Origin of the sequence: Streptomyces sp. S186, from assembly GCF_051603415.1 — a bacterium.
Classification (GTDB): Bacteria; Actinomycetota; Actinomycetes; order Streptomycetales; family Streptomycetaceae; genus Streptomyces.
On sequence record NZ_CP193932.1, the window covers coordinates 1,715,148 to 1,736,170 of the forward strand.

Below are 21,023 nucleotides of genomic sequence, written 5' to 3' on the forward strand. Positions count from 1 at the left end.
CATGACTGAGCGTCAGAAGGATCGTCCGTGGCTGATGCGGACGTACGCCGGGCACTCCACCGCCGAGGCGTCCAACGAGCTGTACCGGCGCAACCTCGCCAAGGGCCAGACCGGCCTGTCGGTCGCGTTCGACCTCCCGACGCAGACCGGATACGACCCCGACCACGTACTGGCCCGCGGCGAGGTCGGCCGGGTCGGGGTCCCGGTGTCCCACCTCGGTGACATGCGGCGGCTGTTCCAGGACATCCCGCTGGAGCAGATGAACACCTCGATGACCATCAACGCCACCGCCATGTGGCTGCTGGCGCTCTACCAGGTGGTCGCCGAGGAGCAGGGTGCCGACATCGCCAAGCTGTCCGGCACCACGCAGAACGACATCGTCAAGGAGTACCTCTCGCGCGGGACGCACGTCTTCCCGCCGGGACCGTCGCTGCGGCTGACCACCGACATGATCACGTACACGGTCAACCACATCCCCAAGTGGAACCCGATCAACATCTGCAGCTACCACCTGCAGGAGGCGGGCGCCACGCCGGTCCAGGAGATCTCGTACGCGATGTCCACCGCGATCGCCGTGCTGGACGCGGTGTTCGCCTCCGGCCAGGTGCCCGAGGAGCGGCGGGGCGATGTCGTGGCCCGTATCTCGTTCTTCGTGAACGCGGGCGTCCGCTTCGTCGAGGAGATGTGCAAGATGCGCGCCTTCGGCCGCATCTGGGACAAGATCACCCGCGAGCGCTACGGCATCGAGGACCCCAAGCAGCGCCGCTTCCGCTACGGCGTCCAGGTCAACTCCCTGGGGCTGACCGAGGCGCAGCCGGAGAACAACGTCCAGCGGATCGTCCTGGAAATGCTGGCCGTCACGCTCTCCAAGGACGCCCGCGCCCGCGCCGTCCAACTGCCCGCCTGGAACGAGGCGTTGGGGCTGCCGCGGCCCTGGGACCAGCAGTGGTCGCTGCGTATCCAGCAGGTCCTCGCGCACGAGTCGGACCTGCTGGAGTACGAGGACATCTTCGCCGGGTCGCATGTCGTCGAGGCCAAGGTGGCGGCCCTGGTGGCCGACTGCCTGGTCGAGATCGACCGGATCGAGGAGATGGGCGGCGTGATGGCGGCCGTGGAGTCCGGCTATCTGAAGTCGCAGCTGGTCTCCGCGCACGCCGAGCGGCGGGCCCGGATCGAGTCCGGCGACGAGAAGATCGTCGGCGTCAACTGCTTCGAGGGCACCGAGCCCAACCCGCTCACCGCCGACCTGGACACCGCCATCATGACGGTGGACCCGGCCAACGAGGAGCGGGTGGTGCGCTCCCTGCACACGTGGCGGGACAACCGCGACGAGCTGCGGGCCCAGGAGGCGCTGTCGGCCCTGAAGAAGGCCGCGGCGGGCGACACCAACCTCTTCCCGGCCACCCTGGAGTGCGCCCGCGCCGGGGTGACGACCGGCGAGTGGGCCTGGGCGCTGCGGGACGTCTTCGGCGAGTTCCGGGCTCCCACGGGCGTCTCGGGAGCGCCGGTGGCGGTCACCGCCGAGGCCGGCTCGCCGCTGGCGGCGGTCCGCGAGAAGGTCGCCCGGACCGCGGCCGACCTGGGCGGCGGCCGACTGCGGCTGCTGGTCGGCAAGCCCGGCCTGGACGGGCACAGCAACGGTGCCGAGCAGATCGCGGTGCGGGCCAGGGACGCCGGCTTCGAGGTGGTCTACCAGGGCATCCGGCTCACCCCGGAGCAGATCGTGGCCGCGGCGGTCGCCGAGGACGTGCACTGCGTGGGGCTGTCGATCCTGTCCGGGTCACACGCCGCGCTGGTGCCGGACGTACTGGAGCGGCTGCGCCGCGCCGGGGCCCCCGACCTGCCGGTCATCGTCGGCGGCATCATCCCGTCCGCGGACGCCGCGGAGCTGCGCGAGGCGGGGGTCGCCGCCGTCTTCACCCCGAAGGACTTCGGGATCACGGAGATCATCGGCCGTATCGTCGACGAGATCCGTACCGCGAACAAGCTCGATCCCCTGGAGGTCCTCGCATGACGTCGCCCGTGCGGCGGGCGCGTCCGTGCCGTCCGTGCCCGGCGGTCCCCGCCCGCGCGGCGGCCGGTACCCACGCCCACGCCCTCCAGGCCCTCGCCCGCACGTCCACATCCGAAGCCCCGGAGGCATGAGCGCAATGCAGTTCGGCCGTACCTACGAAGAGTTCACCGTCGGCGACGTCTACAAGCACTGGCCGGGAAAGACAGTGACCGAATACGACGACCACCTCTTCTGTCTGCTGACCATGAACCACCATCCGCTGCACATGGACAGCAACTACGCGGAGCAGACCACCGACTTCGGAAAGAACGTGGTCGTCGGCAATTACATCTACTCGCTGCTGCTGGGCATGTCGGTGCCGGACGTCTCCGGAAAGGCCATCGCCAATCTGGAGATCGAGTCGCTGAAGCACGTGGCGCCGACGTTCCACGGCGACACGATCTACGGCGAGACGACGGTGCTCGACAAGACGCCGTCGAAGTCCAAGTCGGACCGGGGCATCGTGTACGTCGAGACCAAGGGCTACAAGCAGGACGGCACCCTGGTCTGCGTCTTCCGGCGCAAGGTGATGGTCCCCACGGCCACCTACATCAAGGAGCGCGGCGGCGAGCAGCCCGGCCGCCCCGAACTCAAGGCCCCCGCGGCCCGGAAGGAGAAGTGACCCCATGGCGCGTCTTGCACGGACCGAGGGCCTGACCGACATCCAGCGGGAAATCCTCTCCACCGTCCGGGATTTCGTGGACAAGGAGATCATCCCTGTCGCCACGGAGCTGGAGCACCGCGACGAATACCCGACGCAGATCGTCGAGGGCCTGAAGGAACTCGGCGTGTTCGGGCTGATGATTCCCGAGGAGTACGGCGGGCTGGGCGAGTCGCTGCTCACCTATGCGCTGACGGTCGAGGAGATCGCCCGCGGCTGGATGAGCGTCTCCGGCATCATCAACACCCACTTCATCGTGGCGTACATGCTCAAGCAGCACGGCACCCAGGAACAGAAGGACTACTTCCTTCCGAAGATGGCGGCCGGTGAGATCCGGGGCGCCTTCTCGATGTCGGAGCCGGCGCTGGGATCCGATGTGTCGGCCATTTCCTCCAAGGGTGTGCGGGACGGCGACGAGTACGTCCTGAACGGCCAGAAGATGTGGCTGACCAACGGCGGCTCGTCCACCCTCGTGGCGGTGCTGTGTCGCACGGACGAGGGCCACCCGGAGGGCACCGCCCCGCACAAGTCGATGACGACCTTCCTGGTGGAGAAGGAGGCGGGCTTCGGCGAGGTCCGGCCGGGCCTGACCATTCCGGGCAAGATCGAGAAGATGGGCTACAAGGGCGTCGACACCACCGAGCTGATCATGGACGGTCTGCGCATTCCGGCGGACCGGGTCCTCGGCGGCGAGACGGGGCGTGGCTTCTATCACATGATGGACGGCGTCGAGGTGGGCCGGGTCAATGTGGCCGCGCGCGGCTGCGGGGTGGCCCAGCGGGCCTTCGAGCTGGGCGTGGCCTACGCGCAGCAGCGGCACACCTTCGGCAAGCCGATCGCCCAGCACCAGGCGATCCAGTTCAAACTCGCGGAAATGGCGACAAAGGTGGAGGCGGCGCATGCCATGATGGTTAATGCCGCACGCAAAAAGGACTCCGGACAACGAAACGACCTTGAAGCGGGCATGGCAAAGTACCTGGCCTCCGAATACTGCAAGGAGGTGGTCGAGGACTCCTTCCGCATCCATGGCGGCTACGGCTTCTCCAAGGAGTACGAGATCGAGCGCCTCTACCGGGAGGCCCCGATGCTCCTGATCGGCGAGGGCACGGCCGAGATCCAGAAAATGATCATCGGTCGCCGGCTACTTGAGGAGTACCGCATCCAGGGCTGAACATCCCTTTTGGGGCGTTTTCCGGTAGATAAAGATCACACCCTGTCATCGTTCTTCGGCCACGGATTGGCTCTGGCTCTTGGCCAGTTGCCGCTCGCAACCGATAGCATCCCAGGAAAGCCGCCGTCCCCCGTATCCATACGCGGCATCCTCCGCTACGAAGGTCATCCATGCCCCACAGCCAATCCTCTGCACAACGCGGTCGCGTCCGCCTCGCGCGCGGAGCGTCGCCGTGGCTCCTCCCGACCGTGGCAACGGCGGCGCTCAGCGTGGCCCGCGCCCGCCGGTCGGGACGCTGGGCCGCCGTTGCCGTGCCCACCACCGCACTCGCGGCGGGCATGCTGTGGTTCTTCCGCGACCCCGAGCGAGAGATCGCTCAGGGCCGCGTCATCTCTCCGGCCGACGGCGTGGTGCAGAGCATCATGCCGTGGAAGGACGGCCGCACCCGCGTCGCGATCTTCATGAGCCCGTTGAACGTCCACGTCAACCGCGCGCCGCTGGCCGGCACCGTGACGTCCGTGGAGCACATCCCCGGCGGCTTCGTTCCGGCGTTCAACAAGGAGAGCGAGAACAACGAGCGGGTCGTCTGGCACTTCGACACCGAGCTGGGCGACATCGAGATGGTGCAGATCGCCGGCGCGGTCGCCCGCCGCATCGTCCCCTACGTGCCCCAGGGGACCAAGGTCGAGCAGGGTGAGCGCATCGGCCTGATCCGCTTCGGCTCGCGGGTGGATGTCTATCTCCCGGAGGGCGTCGAGCCGGCCGTCGAGGTCGGCCAGGCCACAACCGCGGGGGTGACTCGCCTTGACCGTGATTGATCCCGAGACCCAGGCGGGCTGGGCGCCCGAAACCGACGAGGACGACGATGACATGCCGCTGTCCACGCGGCTGTCAATAGCGGACACCCTCACGCTCGGCAACGCCATCTGCGGCTTCATGGCCGTGTACTTCACCACCACCGGCGTCCTCATCCCCCACCTGACGGGGACCGAGGACGGCGGAATGGCGCGGCACAGCGCCGCGATGGCCGTGATCCTGATGCTGCTGGCGTCGGTCTTCGACCTCTTCGACGGGCTGGTGGCGCGCAAGCTGCGGGCCTCGGCGATGGGGGCCGAGCTCGACAACCTCTCCGACCTGATCAGCTTCGGCCTGGCACCCGCGTACTTCGTCGTGACCTGGGGCATGGTCGCCCAGGACGCGCACCAGCGGGTGTCGGTGGTGGCGGCGGTGGTGGTGCTGCTGGCGGTGGTGCTGCGGCTTGCCCGCTTCTCCTGCGTCACGCTGCGCGACGGCATCTTCCAGGGCATGCCGAGCCCCTTCGGCGCCCTGACCGTCGTCGCCATCGTCCTGCTGGAGCTGCCGTTCCTGCCGACGCTGCTGGCGATCATCGGGGTGGCCTGGCTGATGGTGAGCCGGGTCGAGTACCCCAAGCCGCGGGGCCGGCTCGCGGTGGCGATGCTCAGCTGGATCGTGCTCAGCATGGGCATGCTCGCCGCCTGGGCGCTGGACGCCCCCGGCGGTCAGCTGCTGCTCCAGACCGGCTGCTCCCTGCAGATCGTGCTGGGCGCCATGATCCCGGTCTTCGCGACGGCCCGGAGGGTCAACACCTTCCGCGACAACCGCCGCGAGTCGCGCGCCGAGTCGCGCGCCGCGCACCAGCCCTGACGGGCCCGGGCGGCGGCCCCCGGAGAACGCAGAGAGGCCCCGAGCGGAACACTCCGCTCGGGGCCTCTTCGTGTGTCTCCGGACCTTTTCGTGTGTGGGGCGGGCGCCCGGCGCGCCCCTCGGGCATTTCCGCCAGGACGCCTCGGCCCCCGGTCCTCGGAGACCGGCCCTCAGAGGACCCTCAGACCAGGAAGTCCCGCGCCAGGCTCTCCGCCGCCCGCTCCAGCAGCGGACCCGCCTCGGCCATGCAGCGGACCGGGTCGGGCTCCAGGTCCGTCAGGGCGTACGCACGGCGGATGCCCGCCGCCGCGAGCGCCTCCTCGGGCAGCAGCAGCCGCCCACAGACCGCGGCCACCTCGATGCCCGCCGCCCGCGCCGCCGCCGCGACCCCGGCCGGCGCCTTGCCGTGCAGGGTCTGCGCGTCGAGCGACCCCTCACCGGTGATCACGAACGTGGCCCGGGCCAGCGCCGGCGCGAACCCCAGCACATCCAGCATCACGTCGATCCCCGGCCGGAACGCGGCGTCCAGCCCGACCAGCGCGCCGTAGCCGATACCGCCCGCCGCCCCGGCCCCCGGGGCCAGCGCGTGCTCAGCCGCCTTCGGGCCGACGGCGCGCTCCAGCACCTCGGCGAAGTGCGCCAGCGCGGCGTCCAGGACGGCCACGTCCTCCTCGCTCGCGCCCTTCTGGGGCCCGTAGACGGCCGGCGCGCCCTTGGGGCCGGTCAGCGGATTGTCGACATCGCTGGCGAGCACGATGTCCGTACGGGCCAGCCGCGGGTCGAGCCCCGACAGGTCGGCCGTGGCCAGCTCCCGCAGCCCGCCGCCGCCCGGCCCGACCGGCGCCCCGTCGGCGTCCAGGAAGCGGGCGCCCAGCGCCGCCAGCATGCCCGCGCCGCCGTCGGTGGTGGCGCTGCCGCCGACCCCGAAGACGATCGACGTCGCCCCCGCGTCCAGCGCCGCGAGCAGCAGCTCACCGGTGCCGTAGGTGGTGGCCGTCAGGGGTGCGAAGACGCCCCGCGGGAGGTGCTGGAGGCCGGACGCCTCGGCCATCTCCACCACCGCCGTGCCGTCCTCGCGCAGCGCGAAGGTGGCCGTCACCGGATCGCCGGTGGGCCCGGTGACCCGTGCCTCGTGCCGGGTGAAACCGGCCGCGAGGGCCGCCGCGGTCGTCCCGTCACCACCGTCCGCGACCGGGACCGCCGCCACGTCCAGACCGGGGACCACGCGCCGCAGACCGGCCGTGACGTGCTCGGCGACCTCGACGGCCGTGAGCGAGCCCTTGAACTTGTCCGCGGCGATCAGCACATGTGCTGTGTTCGTCCTTGCTGCGTCCGCCACCGTGTTTCCCCTTGCTTTCGAACTGGCAGTCGCGCCGCTGAGACCATATCCGCCCGACGCCCCCGCCGAACAGAGCGGACGGAGCGGACGGAGCGGGTGGACCGGATGGGGCGGACGGGGCGGATGGAGCGGACGGACTGGACGGAGATCACCCGCCCCGTCCTCACCTGACCTCGCGGGCCCTCCCCTGCTGCCGGGCCCTCCCCTGCCGTGCCCTCACTCCCGTCATCTCCCCGTCAGCCTCCCGTCAGCCTCTGGCCCGTGCTTCTCCGCGCCGCCGGCCACCGCCTAGGCTCACGCCCGTGACGACCATGGACGACGACTACGCCACCTACCTCGCCGGACTGCCCCGGGTGCTCGCCGGCGCGGGGGTCATCTTCCGCGACGCGGAGGGCCGCCTGCTGCTCGTGGAACCCAACTACCGGGACACCTGGGTGCTGCCCGGCGGCACCATCGAGTCCGACGCCGGGGAATCCCCGCGCGAGGCCGCCCGCCGGGAGACCCTGGAGGAGATCGGCCTGGACGTGGCACCGGGCCGGCTGCTCGCCGTCGACTGGGTTCGCGGGGAGGCCCATCCCCCACTGGTTTCGTACCTCTTCGACGGCGGAGTACTGGACGCGACGCAGCTCGCCGCCGTCCGCCTGCAGGAGGAGGAACTCCTCTCCTGGCGCCTGGTCCACTGGGACGAGGCCGAAACCCTGCTGGCCAAGGACCTGCGCCTGCGCATCCGCGGCGCCCTGGACGCCCTGGAGAACGGCCACGGCCCGGTGGAACTGGAGGATGGACTACGGCCGGACTGAGGGATGAGGCGTGAGGGACGAGGGGGCGGGCGGGGCTGAACGCCGGGCGCCTTCTACCTGTCATACCTGGGTTTGAGAACCGTGGGTTGATTTCTTCTCCCCGCCCGCCCCCTAGCCTCGTTCTCATGAAAGAGATCGCGGCACGCATCGCGCGGGTGCCGGGAGTCGTCGGGGTCATGCTCGGGGGCAGCCGCGCACGAGGAACCAACCGCCCGGATTCCGACTGGGACCTGGGCGTCTACTACCGGGGCTCACTGGATCTGCCCGCGCTGCAGGCACTGGCAGCGGACGTGACCGGCGGCCCCGTCGAGATACACCCGCCAGGTGCCTGGGGGCCATGGGTGAACGGCGGGGCGTGGCTGGTCCTGCCCGACGGCAGCCATCTGGACTGGATCTTCCGGGACCTGGACCGGGTGCGGCGAGTGTGGGAGGACTGCCGCACCGGCCGCTTCGAGACCGGCATGCAGGCCGGCCACCCCCTCGGCTTCTGGTCCCCCGCCTATCCGGGCGAGGTGGCCCTCGGCCGAATACTGGCCGACGGCTCAGGGGAGTTGGGCCGCCTCAAGGAGGAGACCGGGACGTATCCCGAGCCGCTGCGCAAGGCACTGACCGGTGCCGCCGTCTGGGACGCGGGCTTCTCGGTGGCGATGGCGGCCAAGTCATCGGCGACCGCGGACGTCCTGCACGCCTCGCTGTGCCTGTCCCGTGCGGTCGGCGCCCTCGTCCAGGCCCTGCACGCCCACCACCGCATCTGGTGCCTCAACGAAAAGGGCGCCCTGGCGACGGTCGCCACCCTCCCCCACACCCCACCGGACTTCACCGCCCGCGCCACCGCACTCCTCGGCGAACTGGGCCGCACTCAGGCCGAGTTGCACCACACCCTCACCCAGGCGGAAAACCTGGTTGCGGAGGTGAGGGAGGCGGTCACGACAGAGGAGTGACGGGAGAGTGGGGCGTGGAGGGGTGAGGGGTGAGGGGTGAGGGGTGAGGGGGTGGGGGGGTGGGGGGGTGGGGGCGAGCTGTGATGTGACGTAGGGGCAGGGCGGGGGTGGTGGGGGGCGGGGGGGGCGGGGGGGAGCCCCCGGCGGCGCGCGGTGCCGGGTGAGTCGGGCTGGCCCCGGTCGCGGGTGGGGCGGGCCGGGGCCGGTTGTCAGATGGGGCGGACCAGCCCTGGTTACTGGGTGGGGCGAGCTGGCGCCGCTTGCTGGGCAGGGCGGCCAGCCCTACTTGGCTGGTGGGCGGGCCATGGGGTTCAGCTGCTGACGCCGACTGTGTGGTGGTAGGTGGTGGGGTCGGGGATGAGGTCGAGCATGGCGCGGGCGACGTCGGCGCGGGGGATGGAGCTGCCGGACGGGCCGGCTTCGACAGCGTGGCGGTAGCGGCCGGTGCCCGGCTTGTCGAGCAGACGGGGCGGGCGGACGGAGGTCCAGTCGAGGTCGGTCTCGCGAAGGACGGCCTCCATGCGTTCCAGGTCGGTGTAGAGCTCCTTGAGGATGGCCCAGAGCAGCGGACCGAAGACCCGGTGGGTGAGGAACGGCTGGCCGGCGCCGGTGTGGTTGAGCGGGCCGGCGCTGACAACGAGAAGGCGGCGCACGCCGGCTGTCGCCATGGCCTCGGTCACCGCGCGGGCCGAGGTCGAGGCGGGACGCAGTGGATCATGGCGGCCTGCCTGGCCGATGCCGGAGAGGACCGCGTCGGCGCCCTCGACGGCGGGTTCGACGGAGGCGGCGTCGAGGGGGTCGGCGCGGACGATCGTGAGGCGCGGGTGGCGGTCGGTCAGTTTCCCGGGGCTGCGCAGTGCGGCGGTCACGTCGTGCCCGTCGGCCAGTGCCTGCCGGACGAGGTGTCGGCCGATGCCTCCCGAGGCTCCGACGACGGTGATCTTCATGGGTCCTCCGGTGGTCTTTCCCGGCCCGAGCGGAGAAGGGAGAGGGAAGAGAGGGAAGCGGGCGAGGATGGGTGAGTGAGCACTTACCCACCAGTGTGGGTGAGTGTTCACTCACCTGTCAATGTAGAGTCGTCCCCATGAGTCCTGAAGCCCATGCCCCGCTGTCCGGAGGGGCGTTGACGCGCTCCCGCATCCTGGACGCCGCCGCCGCGCTGATGACGAGCGTGGGCCTGACCCACACCACGACCAAGCAGATCGCCAAGGAGGCGGGGTGCTCCGAGGCGACGCTCTACAAGCACTTCCGCAACAAGGAGGAGATCTTCGTGCGGGTGCTGCACGAGCGGGTGCCGCAGTTCTCCGACGCGTTGGCCGAGCTGCCGGAGCGGGTGGGCGACAAACGCGGTCCGGCCGGGCACCTCGAGGAGGTGGTGCTGGCCGCGTTGCGGTTCTACCGGAGGTCGTTCCCGATCGCGGCGTCGCTGTTCGCCAGTCCGGAGTTGCTGGCGACGCATCGGCGCAGGCTGGACGAGCTGGGCGCCATGGGGCCGCACAATGCGAGCGGACAGCTGGCGGCGTATCTGGCGGCGGAACAGAAGCTGGGGCGGGTCTCGGCCGCAGCCGATCCGTATGCGGCGGCCAATCTGCTGATCGGCGCCTGTTTCCACCGGGCCTTTCTCGACCTGTTCTTCGACGGGGAGGCGCCGGCGGGAGCGCTGCGGCCCGAGGGCGAGGAGGAGTTCGCGGCGGAGACGGTACGGGCGCTGCTGGGCGGGCTCGCGCCGTCGGGCGACGCGTAACGGGTCGGAGGCGGGTCAACCAGGTCGGGGGCGGGTCAACCAGGGGCGGGCCGGGCGGGCCCCGTCCGGGCGCGTGCCCCTGTCCCCGGGCGGACGCGCCTGTCGCCGGGTGGGCGGTCCGTCAGTCGTCGGCCATGCCTGCTCGGGGCCGCCCCCCCGATCACTCCGACGCGCCCCGGACACCGCTCAGGCGCAGTCGTCCGGTGGGAAGAGCCCGTCGGCGGCGCGTTCGAAGGTGAGCAGGCGGCGCTTGCGGTCGAGGCCGCCGCCGTAGCCGGTGAGGCTGCCGTTGGCGCCGACGACGCGGTGGCAGGGGACGATGATGCCGATCGGGTTGCGGCCGTTGGCCAGACCGACGGCGCGGGACGCGTTCGGGGCGCCGAGGCGGGCGGCGAGCTGCCCGTACGAGATCGTCTCGCCGTAGGGGATGGTGCGCAGGGCGGCCCAGACGCGGCGCTGGAAGGGGGTGCCGTGCAGCGCGAACGGCAGGTCGAAGGTGGTCAGTTCGCCCCGGAAGTAGGCGCGGAGCTGGGCGATGGCCACGGCGAAGGGCGGTTCGTCGGTGTCGGCGGGGGTGCCGAAGGTCTCCTGGGGCGGGCGGTGGCGCTGGTCGGTCATGTAGAGGCCGCTGAGGGCTTCGCCGTGGGCGACGAGGGTGAGCGGGCCGACGGGTGTGTCGGCGAGGACGGTGTGGGTCACCGGCCCGGAGGGGCCTGTGGTGGCTTTGGTACCGGTGGTGGCCGCGGGGGTGGCGGTGGTGGGTGTGGGCATGGTGGGGCTCAATTCGTGGGGAGTCGGTTGATGGGGTGGTCGTCGGTTGCCCAGAGGTACTGGACGGCGTAGGCGCGCCAGGGGCGCCAGCGAGCGGAGTGACGGATGAGGGCCGCGGGGGTGGCGGGCAGGCCGAGGCCGGCGGCGGCGCGGCGCAGGCCGAGGTCGGTGGGGGTGAAGGCGTCGGGGTCGCCGAGGGCGCGCATGGCGATGCATTCGACGGTCCAGGGGCCGATGCCGGGGAGCGCGGCGAGGCGGGCGCGGGCCTCGTCCCGGTCGCTGCCGACGCCGAGTTGGAGGGTGCCGTCGGTGAGGGCCGCGACGACGCCGGTGAGGGTGGCGCGTCGGGTGCGGGGCATGGCGAGGGTGTCCGGGTCGAGGGCGGCGAGGGCGGCGGGGGTCGGAAAGAGGTGGGTGAGGCCGCCGCAGGGGTCGTCGACCGGTTCGCCGTGGGCGAGGACCAGGCGGCCGGCGTGGGTGCGGGCGGCGGCGGTGGAGACCTGCTGGCCGAGGACGGCGCGGATCGCGAACTCGTCGGCGGCGGCGGTGCGCGGCACCCGGCGGCCGGGGGCCTTGTCGACCAGCGGCGCGAGCTGCGGGTCCTTCCGGAGCAGGCTGTCGACGGCCTCCGGGTCGGCGTCGAGGTCGAGCATCCGGCGGCAGCGGGCGATGGCGCCGGCGAGGTCACGGAGGTCGGTGAGGGAGAGTCGGCAGTCGATGTGGTCGGGGTGGGGGGTGAGGGCGACGATGCCGTGTCCGTAGGGGAGGTCGAGGGTGCGGCGGTAGGCGCCGTCGCGCCATTCCTCGACGCCGGGGACGGCGGTGGCGGCGAGGTGTCCGAAGAGGTTGTCGGGGTTGAGCGGCTGCCGGAAGGGGAGTCGCAGGGTGAGGGTGCCGGGGGTGGTGGCGCGGGGGCCGGGGCGGGCGCGGCCGCGGAGTTCGGTGGGCGCGAGGGCGAAGACCTCGCGGACGGTCTCGTTGAAGGAGCGGATGCTGGCGAATCCGGCGGCGAAGGCGATCTCGGCCATCGGGAGGGTGGTGGTCTCGATCAGGAGCCAGGCGGTCTGGGCGCGTTGGGCGCGGGCCAGGGCGAGCGGGCCGGCGCCGAGTTCGGCGCGGAGTTGGCGTTCGATCTGGCGGGGGCTGTAGCCGAGGCGGGCGGCGAGGCCGGGGACGCCTTCGCGGTCGACGATGCCGTCGGCGATCAGCCGCATGGCGCGGGCGACCAGGTCGGCGCGCTCGTCCCATTGCGGGGAGCCGGGGCTGGCGTCCGGGCGGCAGCGTTTGCAGGCCCGGAAGCCGGCCTGTTGGGCGGCGGCCGCGCTGGGGTAGAAGCGCATGTTCTCGGGTTTGGGGGGCACCACCGGGCAGCTGGGCCGGCAGTAGATGCCGGTGGTGACGACGGCGGTGTAGAACCATCCGTCGAAGCGGGCGTCCTTGGACTGCACGGCGCGCAGACAGCGCTCGGTGTCGGTGTGCATGTCCTCCAGGATTCCTCAGCCGACGAGGCACAGGCTGGCGGAAATCCGACATCAACCTCGGCTCGTCAGCCCGGATACTGCCTCCCACCGCCTCGGTTCGTCAGTCCCGACGCCGATCCGCCTTCGTCTGCCCGTTGCTCTGGACAGGGGTGGGCGTGCGGCACAGGGGTGGGCGTGCGGCGCGGCCGTCACTCGGCGAGGGCGGTCTCGTAGGCGGCGTCGGCGATCGGCCAGCGGTAGACGCCGGTGGAGATGGCGGGAAAGGCGACGGCGCGGGCGCCCAGTTCCTCGGCAGTGCGCAGAGACTCGCGGTAGCAGGAGGCCAGGAGTTCGGTGCGGTCCTCGGAGGCCGAGTGAACGGGGCCGACGGTGTGGACGTTTTACCCAGCTGTCGAAGCGCCGCGCCCAGCGGGACGCCTGGCTCACCGAGATCGCCCCGGGTTCGGCGGCGGTCGTCGCCGACCACCCGGCGCTGCGCCGCTGCTCGCTGCCGTCGGCCCGCTGATCCCGGTCCCCGCCGTTCGGGAATCTCATCGCTGGGGCGTTTGGGCCGCGCCTTCGGTGTCCGCAGTGCTGGTCGCGTTGCCGGGTGAGGGGGACGGACTGCCGTGTGGGACACCGGTGTTGACGAGCACGGTGGACGTCAGGGTGGCCAGGACGAGGATGCCGGTCGCCCACCAGCTGGCCTGGGTGCAGCCGTTGACCAGGGCCTGGGCCCGGAGCAGTTGGTGTGCGGCCGGAGTGGTCACGTCTGCCGGGTGTGCAGAGAGGTAGGCCGTCGTGGCGGAGGCCGCAACGGTGTTCAGCAGGGCGGTGCCGACGGCGCCGCCGACCCGCTGCGAGGCGTTCACCATGGCGGAGGCGACCCCGGCGTCGTGCGGCTCGATGCCGTGCGTGGCGAGCGACATGGCGGGCGTGAGGGCCGTGCCTATGCCGACGCCGAACGTCAGTTGCGTGGGCAGGAGCAGATCCGCGTACGCCGAGTCCACCTCCAGCCGGGTCAGGAGCAGCATGCTGACCGCGGCGAGCAGTAGTGCCGGCGCCATGACGAGGCGGGGCGGGAAGCGGGTCGTCAGGCGGGGGCTGAGCTGCGTGGAGCCGATGATCATGCCGGCGATCACCGGCAGGAACGCGAAGCCCGTGCGGACGGGAGAGTAGCCCTGCACGAGCTGGAGGTAGTACGTCAGGAACAGGAAGAGACCGAACATCGGGACGGCGGCGAGTCCGAGCACGAGGTAGGCACCGGCGCGGTTGCGCTCCGTCAGGACGCGTAAGGGGAGCAGTGGGAAGCGTACCTTCGCCTCGGTGAGCACGAAGGCGAGGAGCAGCACGGCTGAGGCGACGAACACGTACACCGTCAGGGTGTCCGGCCCGCCGGCGGACCCGGCACGCGTGAAGCCGTACACCAGCGCCACCAGGCCGGTGGTGGCGAGCATGACGCCCGGTATGTCGAGTGGTGCGCGGTGGCGGCCGCCGGCGGGCTCACGGATGACGAAGAGCGCACCCGTCGCCGCGACCACGGCGAACGGGATGTTCACGAAGAAGGTCCAGCGCCAGCTCAGGTACTCGGTGAGAAAGCCGCCGAGGATCAGGCCGAGCGCGCCACCGACTCCGGTGATCGCGCCGTAGATGCCGAAGGCCCTGGTGCGTTCCTTGGCGTCGGTGAACATCACGGCGAGCAGGGACAGGGTGGCTGGGGCGAGCAGCGCGGCGAAGACGCCTTGGAGGGCGCGGGCACCGAACATCGTCGCTTCGCCCGGCGCGGCACCGCCCAGGGCGGAGGCCAGGGCGAAGCCGACGAGGCCCGTCACCAGGGCCCGCTTGCGGCCCCACAGGTCGGCGATGCGGCCGCCCAGCAGGAGGAGACCGCCGAAGGCGAGGGCGTAGGCGGTGATGGCCCACTGTTTGTCGGCGTCGGAGATGCCCAAGTCGTGCTGAGCGGCGGGCAGTGCGATGTTCACGATGGTCGAGTCGAGCACGGTCATGAGCTGGGTGAGAGCGATGAAGACGAGCGCGGTCCAGCGTCGGCCGTCGGGGGTCTCCGGCGCGGACGCGGGGGCGGAAGGGATGGTGTCGGGCACAGGGCACCCACCTCTGGCTCTCGTGGGGCAGACGGCCGGGGAACGGCCGGCTGCCGGCGGCTGCGGGCATGGCCGGCGCACGTCGGAGCACGGCGTTGCGTACTACGTCGTGCGCGGCAGCAGGACGAGGGTGTGCTTGGTGGCGGCGCGGACCGCGGTGCGGGAGTACGGCCAGGGCAGGGTGCGGCCCTGTTGCCACAGCGGCGCCTGGTCGAGATAGTTCGGGTGGAAGGCGTGCCCCGAGGCACCGGTGAGGTTGATCCAGGTCGAGCGGTCGAACGCGGAGACGTCCACGACCATCCGCATCGACGGCACCATCGTCACCGCGAACCCCTTCTCGGCGTTGTAGCCGGTCGCGTCGACGATGGCCGTGCCGCCGCCGACGGGCAGCGGATCGCCGTTCAGGAGCCACTTCACGATGCCGGGGCCCGCGGTGCCCAGGGTCTGGTTGGTCGGGGTGAGGGTGTGCAGGGTGCCCCAGCGCCATGCCTTCGGGTTGGTGCCGTATGCGCGGCCCAACTGCGCGGCGGCTTCCTCCATGGCGCTGGTCAGCAACTGGTCGCGGTTCTCGCGCCGCGGGGTGTCGGGGTCGTCCCACCAGGCGCTGTCGGCGTCCGGGAGGAGTTTCTGGATCACGGCGAACCAGCGGGACCCGCCGTCGACGCGGACGTCCTTCGGCAGTTTGCCGGCGAACGCGTGGCGCAGCACGAGGGCCCAGACCTGGTTGAAGTACGCCGCGGGTGCCGAGGAGGCCGGCTGGGTGAAGTCCCACCCCCTGAGCAGGTCCTGGGCCTTGGCCGTGCGGTCGTTGACCTTCAGTTTCGTCAGGTAGGGGACCAGGGACGCGGCGAGCGGGCTGTACTGGTCGTTCTGGATCCGGCTCATGCCGGCCGGCGAGATCTTCCTGCCGTTCTTCGTGGCCTGCTGGAGCTGCCGGAGGATCTCCGTGCTGCGGTAGCCGTAGTCGGGGTCCTTGGAGAGGAGGTACGGGTACGGCGGGCCGGTGATGGTGTTGTTGGCCGTGGCGATGTATCCGGCGGGCGGGTTGTAGGCGTGCGGGAGTTCGCCGAAGGGGATGTAGCCCGTCCATTCGTACGCGCCGGTCCAGCCCGGCACCGGCCAGGCGCCGTCGCCCTTCTTCCGGATCGGGACCTGACCCGGTGCCTGATAGCCGATGTTCCCGTCGACGTCGGCGTACACCATGTTCTGCGACGGGACGCTGAAGTCGGCGGCGGCCGACCGGAATTCGGTCCAGTTCCGTGCCGTGTCCAGCTCGAACAGCGAGTCCATGGTGCGATTGGGGTTCAGTGCCGTCCAGCGCAGGGCCACGGCGTAGCCGCTGCCCCCGCCAGGCGGGGCAGCGCGTTCCGCGGCCGGCACGGGCGCGCCGGCGCCCACCTTCCTCAGGGCGCCGTCGGCGTCGGAGACCAGGGGGCCGTGCCGGGTGGCACGCACAGTGACGGTCACCGGTTTCCGCCCTGCGACGGTGAGGGTCTCCTTGCGTTCTTCGAGCGGGTACCACCGGCCCTGGTACAGGTAGGAGTTGCCCCGCACCTTCTCCAGGTAGAGGTCTGCCACGTCTTCCGCGCCGTTGGTGAATCCCCAGGCGACGCGGTCGTTGTGGCCGATGAGCACACCCGGCATGCCGGGAATGGTGAAACCGGTCACGTCAAAGGGGCAGTTGGGACCGGTCCTGGTGCAGTGCAGGCCCATCTGGTACCAGATGGAGGGGAGTTCGGGTCCCAGATGCGGGTCGTTGGCCAGGAGTGGCTTGCCGGTTGTGGTGTACCGCCCGGACACCACCCAGGAGTTGGATCCGGCGCCGTCGTTCACCGGGAGCGTCGCCGCCGGCATCGAGCGGATGAGCCGCGTGACGTGCGTGAGCTGGGTGCGGACGCCCGCCGGGAGAGCGGGCGCCGAGGCCGGTTTCCGCTCCGCGGCGCCGGCGCTCGCGGCCGCCTCCCGGGACACGATGGGCGGATGGGCGTCAAGCCGGTCCGGCGGATGGAGCTCCTCGACCTGGCGCGGGGTCAGCTTTCCGGCGGCCAGCGAACGGTCGATCTCCTGCTGCACGTTGTTGCGGAGGTCCCAGGCGAGCGCCATCAGCCAGGCCACCGAATCCAGCGGGGTCCAGCGCCGGGGCCGGTACGAGACCTGGAAGGACAGCAGTTCGTACTCCACGCCCAGTGCCGCGCCCGAACGTCCGGACAGATAGGCGTTGACGCCGGCGGTGTAGGCGGCGAGATAGCGCTTGGTGGCCGGGGAGAGCGTGTCGTAATTGCGCTGGGCGGCGCGGCGCCAGCCCAGAGTGCGTATGAAGGTGTCCGTGCCGATCTGGCCCGGCCCGAACATCTCGGACAGGCTGCCGGCGGTCGTGTGCCGATAGACGTCCATCTGCCAGAAGCGGTCCTGCGCCTGGACGTAGCCCTGTGCGTAGAAAAGGTCATGGGACGTGCCGGCGTAGACCTGGGGGATGCCCCGCTCATCGCGGTTCACCTCGACCCGGGAGTTCAGGCCGTCCAGCCGAAGCGTTCCGGAAACCTGCGGGAACGCGGCGTGAACGGTGTGGTAGGCGTACCACGTGGCCGCGCCGCCGCTGATGACGAGCGCAAAGGCCAGCACTGCGGCGACGATTTTCAGCCGCCGGCGCCGTTTGCCTTTTTCCGGGTTCGTCTGCTGCGGGGACACCCGCTCCACCGTCTCCCGGTCCGGCGTCTGCGCGCCGGCTTCCGGCCTTTCCGGCGGGGTTCGCGCCTCGTCCACGTATGCCTCACCTTCCCTGTCGGTAGTGGTTGTCGTTGCGCATTTCGCCCGCCCGATGTCAATTGTTTAAGCGGCAACATCGCCGGGGCGGGTTGCGCGACTTTACTCAAACCAAACGCGATGTACATGTTTATTAAGCGCGAGACGTATGTATGTATCACCTAACTGCATCGTGATCGGCGTGGGGGTAGCATGATTCGCGTTGGACTCGTCGACAGGCATCCGGTAGTGCTGCTGGGGCTGGAGAGAGCCCTGGAGTCAGCCGGCGAGATATCCGTCACGGCCGTTGGCGCAATACCTGAATCATTGGATCTGAAACGTGTTGACGTGGTGTTAATGGAGGCTTGTCCGGGATCGGACGGGCCCTGCCTTTCGAGCATCGCGGCACTCTCCCGGTCGGTGCGCGTGGTGGTGTATTCCGGCGACTGCGACGCCGCGGACGTGGAGCGGTGCTTCGGGGCCGGGGCGGTGGCACACGTGTCCAAGAACGGTGCCCTGGAGTGCTTCGTCGAGACGGTACGCGGGGCAGTGGCGGGCAAGTCCCGGGAAACCCAGGACAGTTCGGAGCGCGGGGGGACTTCCCTGTCGTCCCGCGAACGCGTGGTGCTGCGGCTCATCGCCGACGGCCTCACCCATGCCCAAATAGCGCGCCGGCTCAGCATCAGCACGAACACGGTGAACACATACATCAAGCGGGTACGGGCCAAGCTCAATCTGGGGAATAAGGCGGATCTCACGCGGGCAGCGCTCCGTGTCGCGCCCTGCCCCGAGTAGCGAGATCGAGGGCGATGGCTTCGGTGGTGGCGGCGGTGATAAGGGTGACCGGCGCGAGACTACCTGGTGTTCGCCGTTCCGGATGTCACCTCTTCTGGTGACAGGACTCTGGATCATGGCGCGAGTAACATTCTGTTCGTCGGTCCGGGCACAACGTTCTCATGCGGTGTGCGACCGGGTCCGGGTTCTCGTAGTTCGCGCGGTCGGCGCCGTCGAGGGAGACGGTTGACCGGTTTCGCGGAATTCGACCAACGCATAGTCGTCTATTTCCCGTGCATCGTCCTTGCTGAATGGTGAGCCGTGCCCACGACATGTTCCGTCTCACCGTTTTGCAGCTCGATCCACGAATTATTGGATATGGCCCGGCGGCGCCGGGCCATATCCCGGTGCGTCCGCAGCCGGCCCCGGAGTCGCCGCCGGATAAATCGCCGCCAAGTGCCTAGGAGAGTTGGACAAGTGACAGCAGAAACCGTGCGGGAATCCTTTGCGGTGGTACGCAACCACGAGGAGCAGTACTCCGTCTGGCCGGCGGACCGGGAGCTGCCCGCCGGCTGGGAGACGACCGGCTTCACGGGCCCGAAGGATGCCTGCCTCGCGCATATCGACGAGGTCTGGACGGACATGAGGCCGCTCGGCCTGCGCAGGGCCATGGACGACGGCCCGGCCCTGCCGGGGCAGCCGGGCACCGGACAGCTCTGAGCGCGACAACGTGACTCTCTACTCGCCGGGAAGGGGCGTCGAGGACGTCGTGGCCGAAGAAAACGATCTGAACACTGTGCTGAGCAAGCGTGCGGAAGACGATCCAACAGGCATCACGTACACCTTCCTCGACCAGTTCCAGGACGGGGACGCGTGGCACGAACACGCCCTGACGAACGAGGAGCTCCACCTGCGGGCCCGGGCCCTGGCGGCCCGCATCCAGGCCGTCTCCGGGCCCGGTGAGCGGACGTTGATCCTCAATCAGCCGGGGCTGGACTACCTCGTCGGCGTGTACGCCAGCATGCTGGCCGGGACGGTCGCGGTGCCCGCGTACCCGCCGGAGAAGACGCGGATCGGCCGCGGGCTGGAACGCATCCGCGCCATCGTGGAGGACTGCCGGCCGCGCTGCGCGCTCGTCGACGACGACACGGCGCTCGCCCTCGGGGACGCACTCGACGGCGCACTCGCCACGGTCGAGTGGATCACCACCCCGAGCGTCGGGGTGGAACTCGCCCCGGAGTGGCGGCCGTTGCCCACACGGCCCGACGACCTCGCCGTGCTCCAGTACACCTCGGGTTCGACGGGGCGCCCCAAGGGCGTCATGCTCTCGCACGCGAACCTGCTGGCGAACCTGCGCACCGAGCGGGACGTGTACGGCCTGGCCGGCCGGATGCACGGCGTCTTCTGGCTGCCCCCGTACCACGACATGGGCCTCATCGGCGGGATCTTCATGGCCCTCTTCTGCGGCGGGCAGGCGCAGCTGCTCGCACCGCTGGCGTTCCTGCGCGACCCGATGCGCTGGGTGCGCGCGTTGGCGAGGTACGGCGCGTATGTGAGCGCCGCCCCCGATTTCGCCTACGACATGTGTGCCCGGGCGGCCGCCGCCGCGCCGGACGAGGTGGCCCAACTGGACCTGTCCCACTGGCGGGTGGCGATCTCCGGCGCCGAGCCCGTCCGCGCCACGACCATGGACCGGTTCGCCCGGGCCTTCGCACCCGCCGGCTTCGACCGTGACGCCTTCCACCCATCCTTCGGTCTCGCGGAGAACACCCTCGTGGTGACCACGGCCCCCAAGGGCGCCTCCCTCGTGCATCTGGACGCGGCGGAGCTGGAGCACGGCCGGGTGCGCGAGACGACGCCCGGGAAGACCACCCGGGCAGTCGTCGGCTGCGGTCCCAGCGCCGATCCCGACCAGCGCATCGCCATTGTCGACCCCGGAACCCGGCTGCGCTGCCCGGACGGCGTCGTCGGCGAGGTATGGGTCAGTGGCGCGAGTGCCGCACGGGGGTACTGGAACCGCGACGAGGAGTCCGAGGCCGTCTTCCGGGCCACGGTCGCCGACACCGGCGAGGGATCGTTCCTCCGCACCGGCGACCTCGGGTTCCTCCGCACCGGCGAACTGTTCGTCACGGGCCGGCTGAAGGACCTCATCATCCTCCGCGGGCGCAACCACTACCCGCACGACCTGGAGCGCACCGCCGAGGAGGCGTGCGCCGCCCAGCGGATCGGCCGGTGCGCCGCCTTCTCCGTGGAGGCCGACGGAGCCGAGGAACTCGTCCTGGCCGTCGAGACGTCCGCCAAGACCAGTGCCGCGGACCGCCGGACGATCGCCCAGGCGATCCGGAACCGCATCGGCGAACACCACGAACTGGCCGTGCACGACATCGCCTTCGCACCGCGCGGCGGCATCCGCCGCACGTCCAGCGGCAAGCTCATGCGGTCCGCGGTCCGGGCCGCCTATCTCGCGGGCGAGTACGAGCCCGAGGAGCGGTCCCGCGCTCCGTACACCGCGCCGCGGGACGAGATCGAGCGGGCCGTGGCCGACGCCTGGAGCCGAGCCCTCGGGGTGGCACGGGTCGGCATCCGCGACCGGTTCTTCGAACTCGGCGGGGACTCCCTCAAGGCCACCGCGCTGCTCGCCCATCTGCACGCCACCAGCGGCTACGAACTCAGCCTGTCCGACGTAGCCGACGCGCACACCGTCGAGGAGTTCGCCGAAGTCGTCCGCCGCCGCGCGCGGGGCGGCGAGGCCGGCGACGAGGTCCACGTTGCGCTCGGCTGACCGGCCCGAACGGGGCAA

17 protein-coding genes and 2 pseudogenes are annotated in these 21,023 nt (G+C 70.8%); 12 read left to right on the forward strand and 7 right to left on the reverse strand.

Translation table 11 applies throughout. The annotated features are described in order from the left end of the window. Position 1: 1 nt before the first annotated feature. The 5 genes from ACRAS8_RS07470 to pssA all read left to right on the forward strand — a co-directional run bounded on the left by ACRAS8_RS07470 (position 2) and on the right by pssA (position 5,550). Positions 2-2,014 carry a protein meaA gene (locus ACRAS8_RS07470; RefSeq protein ID WP_438485038.1) on the forward strand — a complete coding sequence of 671 codons (2,013 nt, stop codon included), beginning with the start codon at positions 2-4 and terminating at the stop codon, positions 2,012-2,014. 136 nt (positions 2,015-2,150) lie between these two features. Then, on the forward strand, positions 2,151-2,675 hold the full coding sequence (locus ACRAS8_RS07475; RefSeq protein ID WP_438490372.1) for a MaoC family dehydratase: 525 nt from the start codon (positions 2,151-2,153) through the stop codon (positions 2,673-2,675). 4 nt (positions 2,676-2,679) lie between these two features. Next, positions 2,680-3,885: an acyl-CoA dehydrogenase family protein gene (locus ACRAS8_RS07480; RefSeq protein WP_438485040.1), complete on the forward strand. Its 1,206-nt coding sequence runs from the start codon at positions 2,680-2,682 to the stop codon at positions 3,883-3,885. Between the two features lie 170 nt (positions 3,886-4,055). Further along, a complete protein-coding gene (locus ACRAS8_RS07485) occupies positions 4,056-4,703 on the forward strand; it encodes a phosphatidylserine decarboxylase (RefSeq protein WP_026247163.1) in 648 nt (215 codons plus the stop codon). Beyond that, positions 4,690-5,550 (forward strand): CDP-diacylglycerol--serine O-phosphatidyltransferase, encoded by an 861-nt coding sequence (pssA, locus tag ACRAS8_RS07490; protein ID WP_018537480.1) that lies wholly within the window; start codon positions 4,690-4,692, stop codon positions 5,548-5,550. The genes ACRAS8_RS07485 and pssA overlap by 14 nt, the downstream gene beginning before the upstream one ends. A gap of 181 nt (positions 5,551-5,731) precedes the next feature. Here the strand turns inward: pssA and ACRAS8_RS07495 are convergent, their stop codons facing one another. Beyond that, positions 5,732-6,856, reverse strand: a complete 1,125-nt coding sequence (locus tag ACRAS8_RS07495) for a glycerate kinase (RefSeq protein ID WP_438490373.1) — start codon at positions 6,854-6,856, stop codon at positions 5,732-5,734. Between the two features lie 335 nt (positions 6,857-7,191). On the opposite strand from ACRAS8_RS07495, the gene ACRAS8_RS07500 reads away from it, so the two are divergent. Together ACRAS8_RS07500 and ACRAS8_RS07505 are read left to right on the forward strand one after the other, a co-directional pair. Further along, a complete protein-coding gene (locus ACRAS8_RS07500) occupies positions 7,192-7,689 on the forward strand; it encodes an NUDIX domain-containing protein (RefSeq protein ID WP_438485043.1) in 498 nt (165 codons plus the stop codon). A 125-nt stretch (positions 7,690-7,814) separates the two neighbouring features. Beyond that, entirely contained in the window at positions 7,815-8,630 is an 816-nt protein-coding gene (locus ACRAS8_RS07505; RefSeq protein ID WP_438485045.1) for a nucleotidyltransferase domain-containing protein, read from the forward strand. A 311-nt stretch (positions 8,631-8,941) separates the two neighbouring features. Here ACRAS8_RS07505 and ACRAS8_RS07510 read toward each other — a convergent pair whose 3' ends face one another. Then, positions 8,942-9,577, reverse strand: coding sequence for an NAD(P)-dependent oxidoreductase (locus tag ACRAS8_RS07510; RefSeq protein WP_438485046.1), 636 nt, complete (start codon positions 9,575-9,577; stop codon positions 8,942-8,944). Positions 9,578-9,714: 137 nt separating this feature from the next. Between ACRAS8_RS07510 and ACRAS8_RS07515 the strand changes: the two genes are divergently transcribed. Next, positions 9,715-10,374 (forward strand): TetR/AcrR family transcriptional regulator, encoded by a 660-nt coding sequence (locus ACRAS8_RS07515; protein ID WP_438485048.1) that lies wholly within the window; start codon positions 9,715-9,717, stop codon positions 10,372-10,374. 186 nt (positions 10,375-10,560) lie between these two features. Here ACRAS8_RS07515 and ACRAS8_RS07520 read toward each other — a convergent pair whose 3' ends face one another. The 3 genes and pseudogenes from ACRAS8_RS07520 to ACRAS8_RS07530 all read right to left on the reverse strand — a co-directional run. Beyond that, positions 10,561-11,145: a methylated-DNA--[protein]-cysteine S-methyltransferase gene (locus tag ACRAS8_RS07520; protein WP_438485049.1), complete on the reverse strand. Its 585-nt coding sequence runs from the start codon at positions 11,143-11,145 to the stop codon at positions 10,561-10,563. 8 nt (positions 11,146-11,153) lie between these two features. After that, the gene (locus tag ACRAS8_RS07525) at positions 11,154-12,626 is read right to left on the reverse strand and encodes an AlkA N-terminal domain-containing protein (RefSeq protein WP_438485051.1); all 1,473 of its coding nucleotides are present in this window, start codon (positions 12,624-12,626) and stop codon (positions 11,154-11,156) included. 212 nt (positions 12,627-12,838) lie between these two features. After that, positions 12,839-13,003, reverse strand: a pseudogene (locus ACRAS8_RS07530) (macro domain-containing protein); the annotation flags it as partial. Positions 13,004-13,035: 32 nt separating this feature from the next. On the opposite strand from ACRAS8_RS07530, the pseudogene ACRAS8_RS07535 reads away from it, so the two are divergent. Further along, a pseudogene (locus ACRAS8_RS07535) lies at positions 13,036-13,131 on the forward strand (peptidyl-tRNA hydrolase); the annotation flags it as partial. A gap of 25 nt (positions 13,132-13,156) precedes the next feature. Here the strand turns inward: ACRAS8_RS07535 and ACRAS8_RS07540 are convergent. Both ACRAS8_RS07540 and ACRAS8_RS07545 read right to left on the reverse strand, forming a co-directional pair. Further along, a complete protein-coding gene (locus ACRAS8_RS07540) occupies positions 13,157-14,707 on the reverse strand; it encodes an MFS transporter (RefSeq protein WP_438485053.1) in 1,551 nt (516 codons plus the stop codon). 102 nt (positions 14,708-14,809) lie between these two features. Next, a complete protein-coding gene (locus ACRAS8_RS07545; protein ID WP_438485055.1) occupies positions 14,810-17,470 on the reverse strand; it encodes a penicillin acylase family protein in 2,661 nt (886 codons plus the stop codon). A gap of 192 nt (positions 17,471-17,662) precedes the next feature. Between ACRAS8_RS07545 and ACRAS8_RS07550 the strand changes: the two genes are divergently transcribed. The 3 genes from ACRAS8_RS07550 to ACRAS8_RS07560 all read left to right on the forward strand — a co-directional run bounded on the left by ACRAS8_RS07550 (position 17,663) and on the right by ACRAS8_RS07560 (position 21,005). Next, positions 17,663-18,244, forward strand: a complete 582-nt coding sequence (locus tag ACRAS8_RS07550) for a response regulator transcription factor (protein ID WP_438485057.1) — start codon at positions 17,663-17,665, stop codon at positions 18,242-18,244. A 456-nt stretch (positions 18,245-18,700) separates the two neighbouring features. Beyond that, a complete protein-coding gene (locus tag ACRAS8_RS07555; protein ID WP_438485059.1) occupies positions 18,701-18,943 on the forward strand; it encodes an MbtH family protein in 243 nt (80 codons plus the stop codon). A gap of 49 nt (positions 18,944-18,992) precedes the next feature. Further along, on the forward strand, positions 18,993-21,005 hold the full coding sequence (locus ACRAS8_RS07560) for an AMP-binding protein (RefSeq protein ID WP_438485060.1): 2,013 nt from the start codon (positions 18,993-18,995) through the stop codon (positions 21,003-21,005). The last annotated feature ends 18 nt before the right edge of the window (positions 21,006-21,023 follow it).

Excerpts from the sequence above, each read along its gene's own strand:
- ACRAS8_RS07550 (WP_438485057.1), top strand. The coding sequence starts at position 17,663 with ATGATTCGCGTTGGACTCGTCGACAGGCATCCGGTAGTGCTGCTGGGG.
- ACRAS8_RS07520 (WP_438485049.1), bottom strand. The coding sequence starts at position 11,145 with ATGCCCACACCCACCACCGCCACCCCCGCGGCCACCACCGGTACCAAA.
- ACRAS8_RS07515 (WP_438485048.1), top strand. The coding sequence starts at position 9,715 with ATGAGTCCTGAAGCCCATGCCCCGCTGTCCGGAGGGGCGTTGACGCGC.
- ACRAS8_RS07510 (WP_438485046.1), bottom strand. The coding sequence starts at position 9,577 with ATGAAGATCACCGTCGTCGGAGCCTCGGGAGGCATCGGCCGACACCTC.
- ACRAS8_RS07505 (WP_438485045.1), top strand. The coding sequence starts at position 7,815 with ATGAAAGAGATCGCGGCACGCATCGCGCGGGTGCCGGGAGTCGTCGGG.
- ACRAS8_RS07470 (WP_438485038.1), top strand. The coding sequence starts at position 2 with ATGACTGAGCGTCAGAAGGATCGTCCGTGGCTGATGCGGACGTACGCC.
- ACRAS8_RS07485 (WP_026247163.1), top strand. The coding sequence starts at position 4,056 with ATGCCCCACAGCCAATCCTCTGCACAACGCGGTCGCGTCCGCCTCGCG.
- ACRAS8_RS07525 (WP_438485051.1), bottom strand. The coding sequence starts at position 12,626 with ATGCACACCGACACCGAGCGCTGTCTGCGCGCCGTGCAGTCCAAGGAC.
- ACRAS8_RS07475 (WP_438490372.1), top strand. The coding sequence starts at position 2,151 with ATGCAGTTCGGCCGTACCTACGAAGAGTTCACCGTCGGCGACGTCTAC.
- ACRAS8_RS07480 (WP_438485040.1), top strand. The coding sequence starts at position 2,680 with ATGGCGCGTCTTGCACGGACCGAGGGCCTGACCGACATCCAGCGGGAA.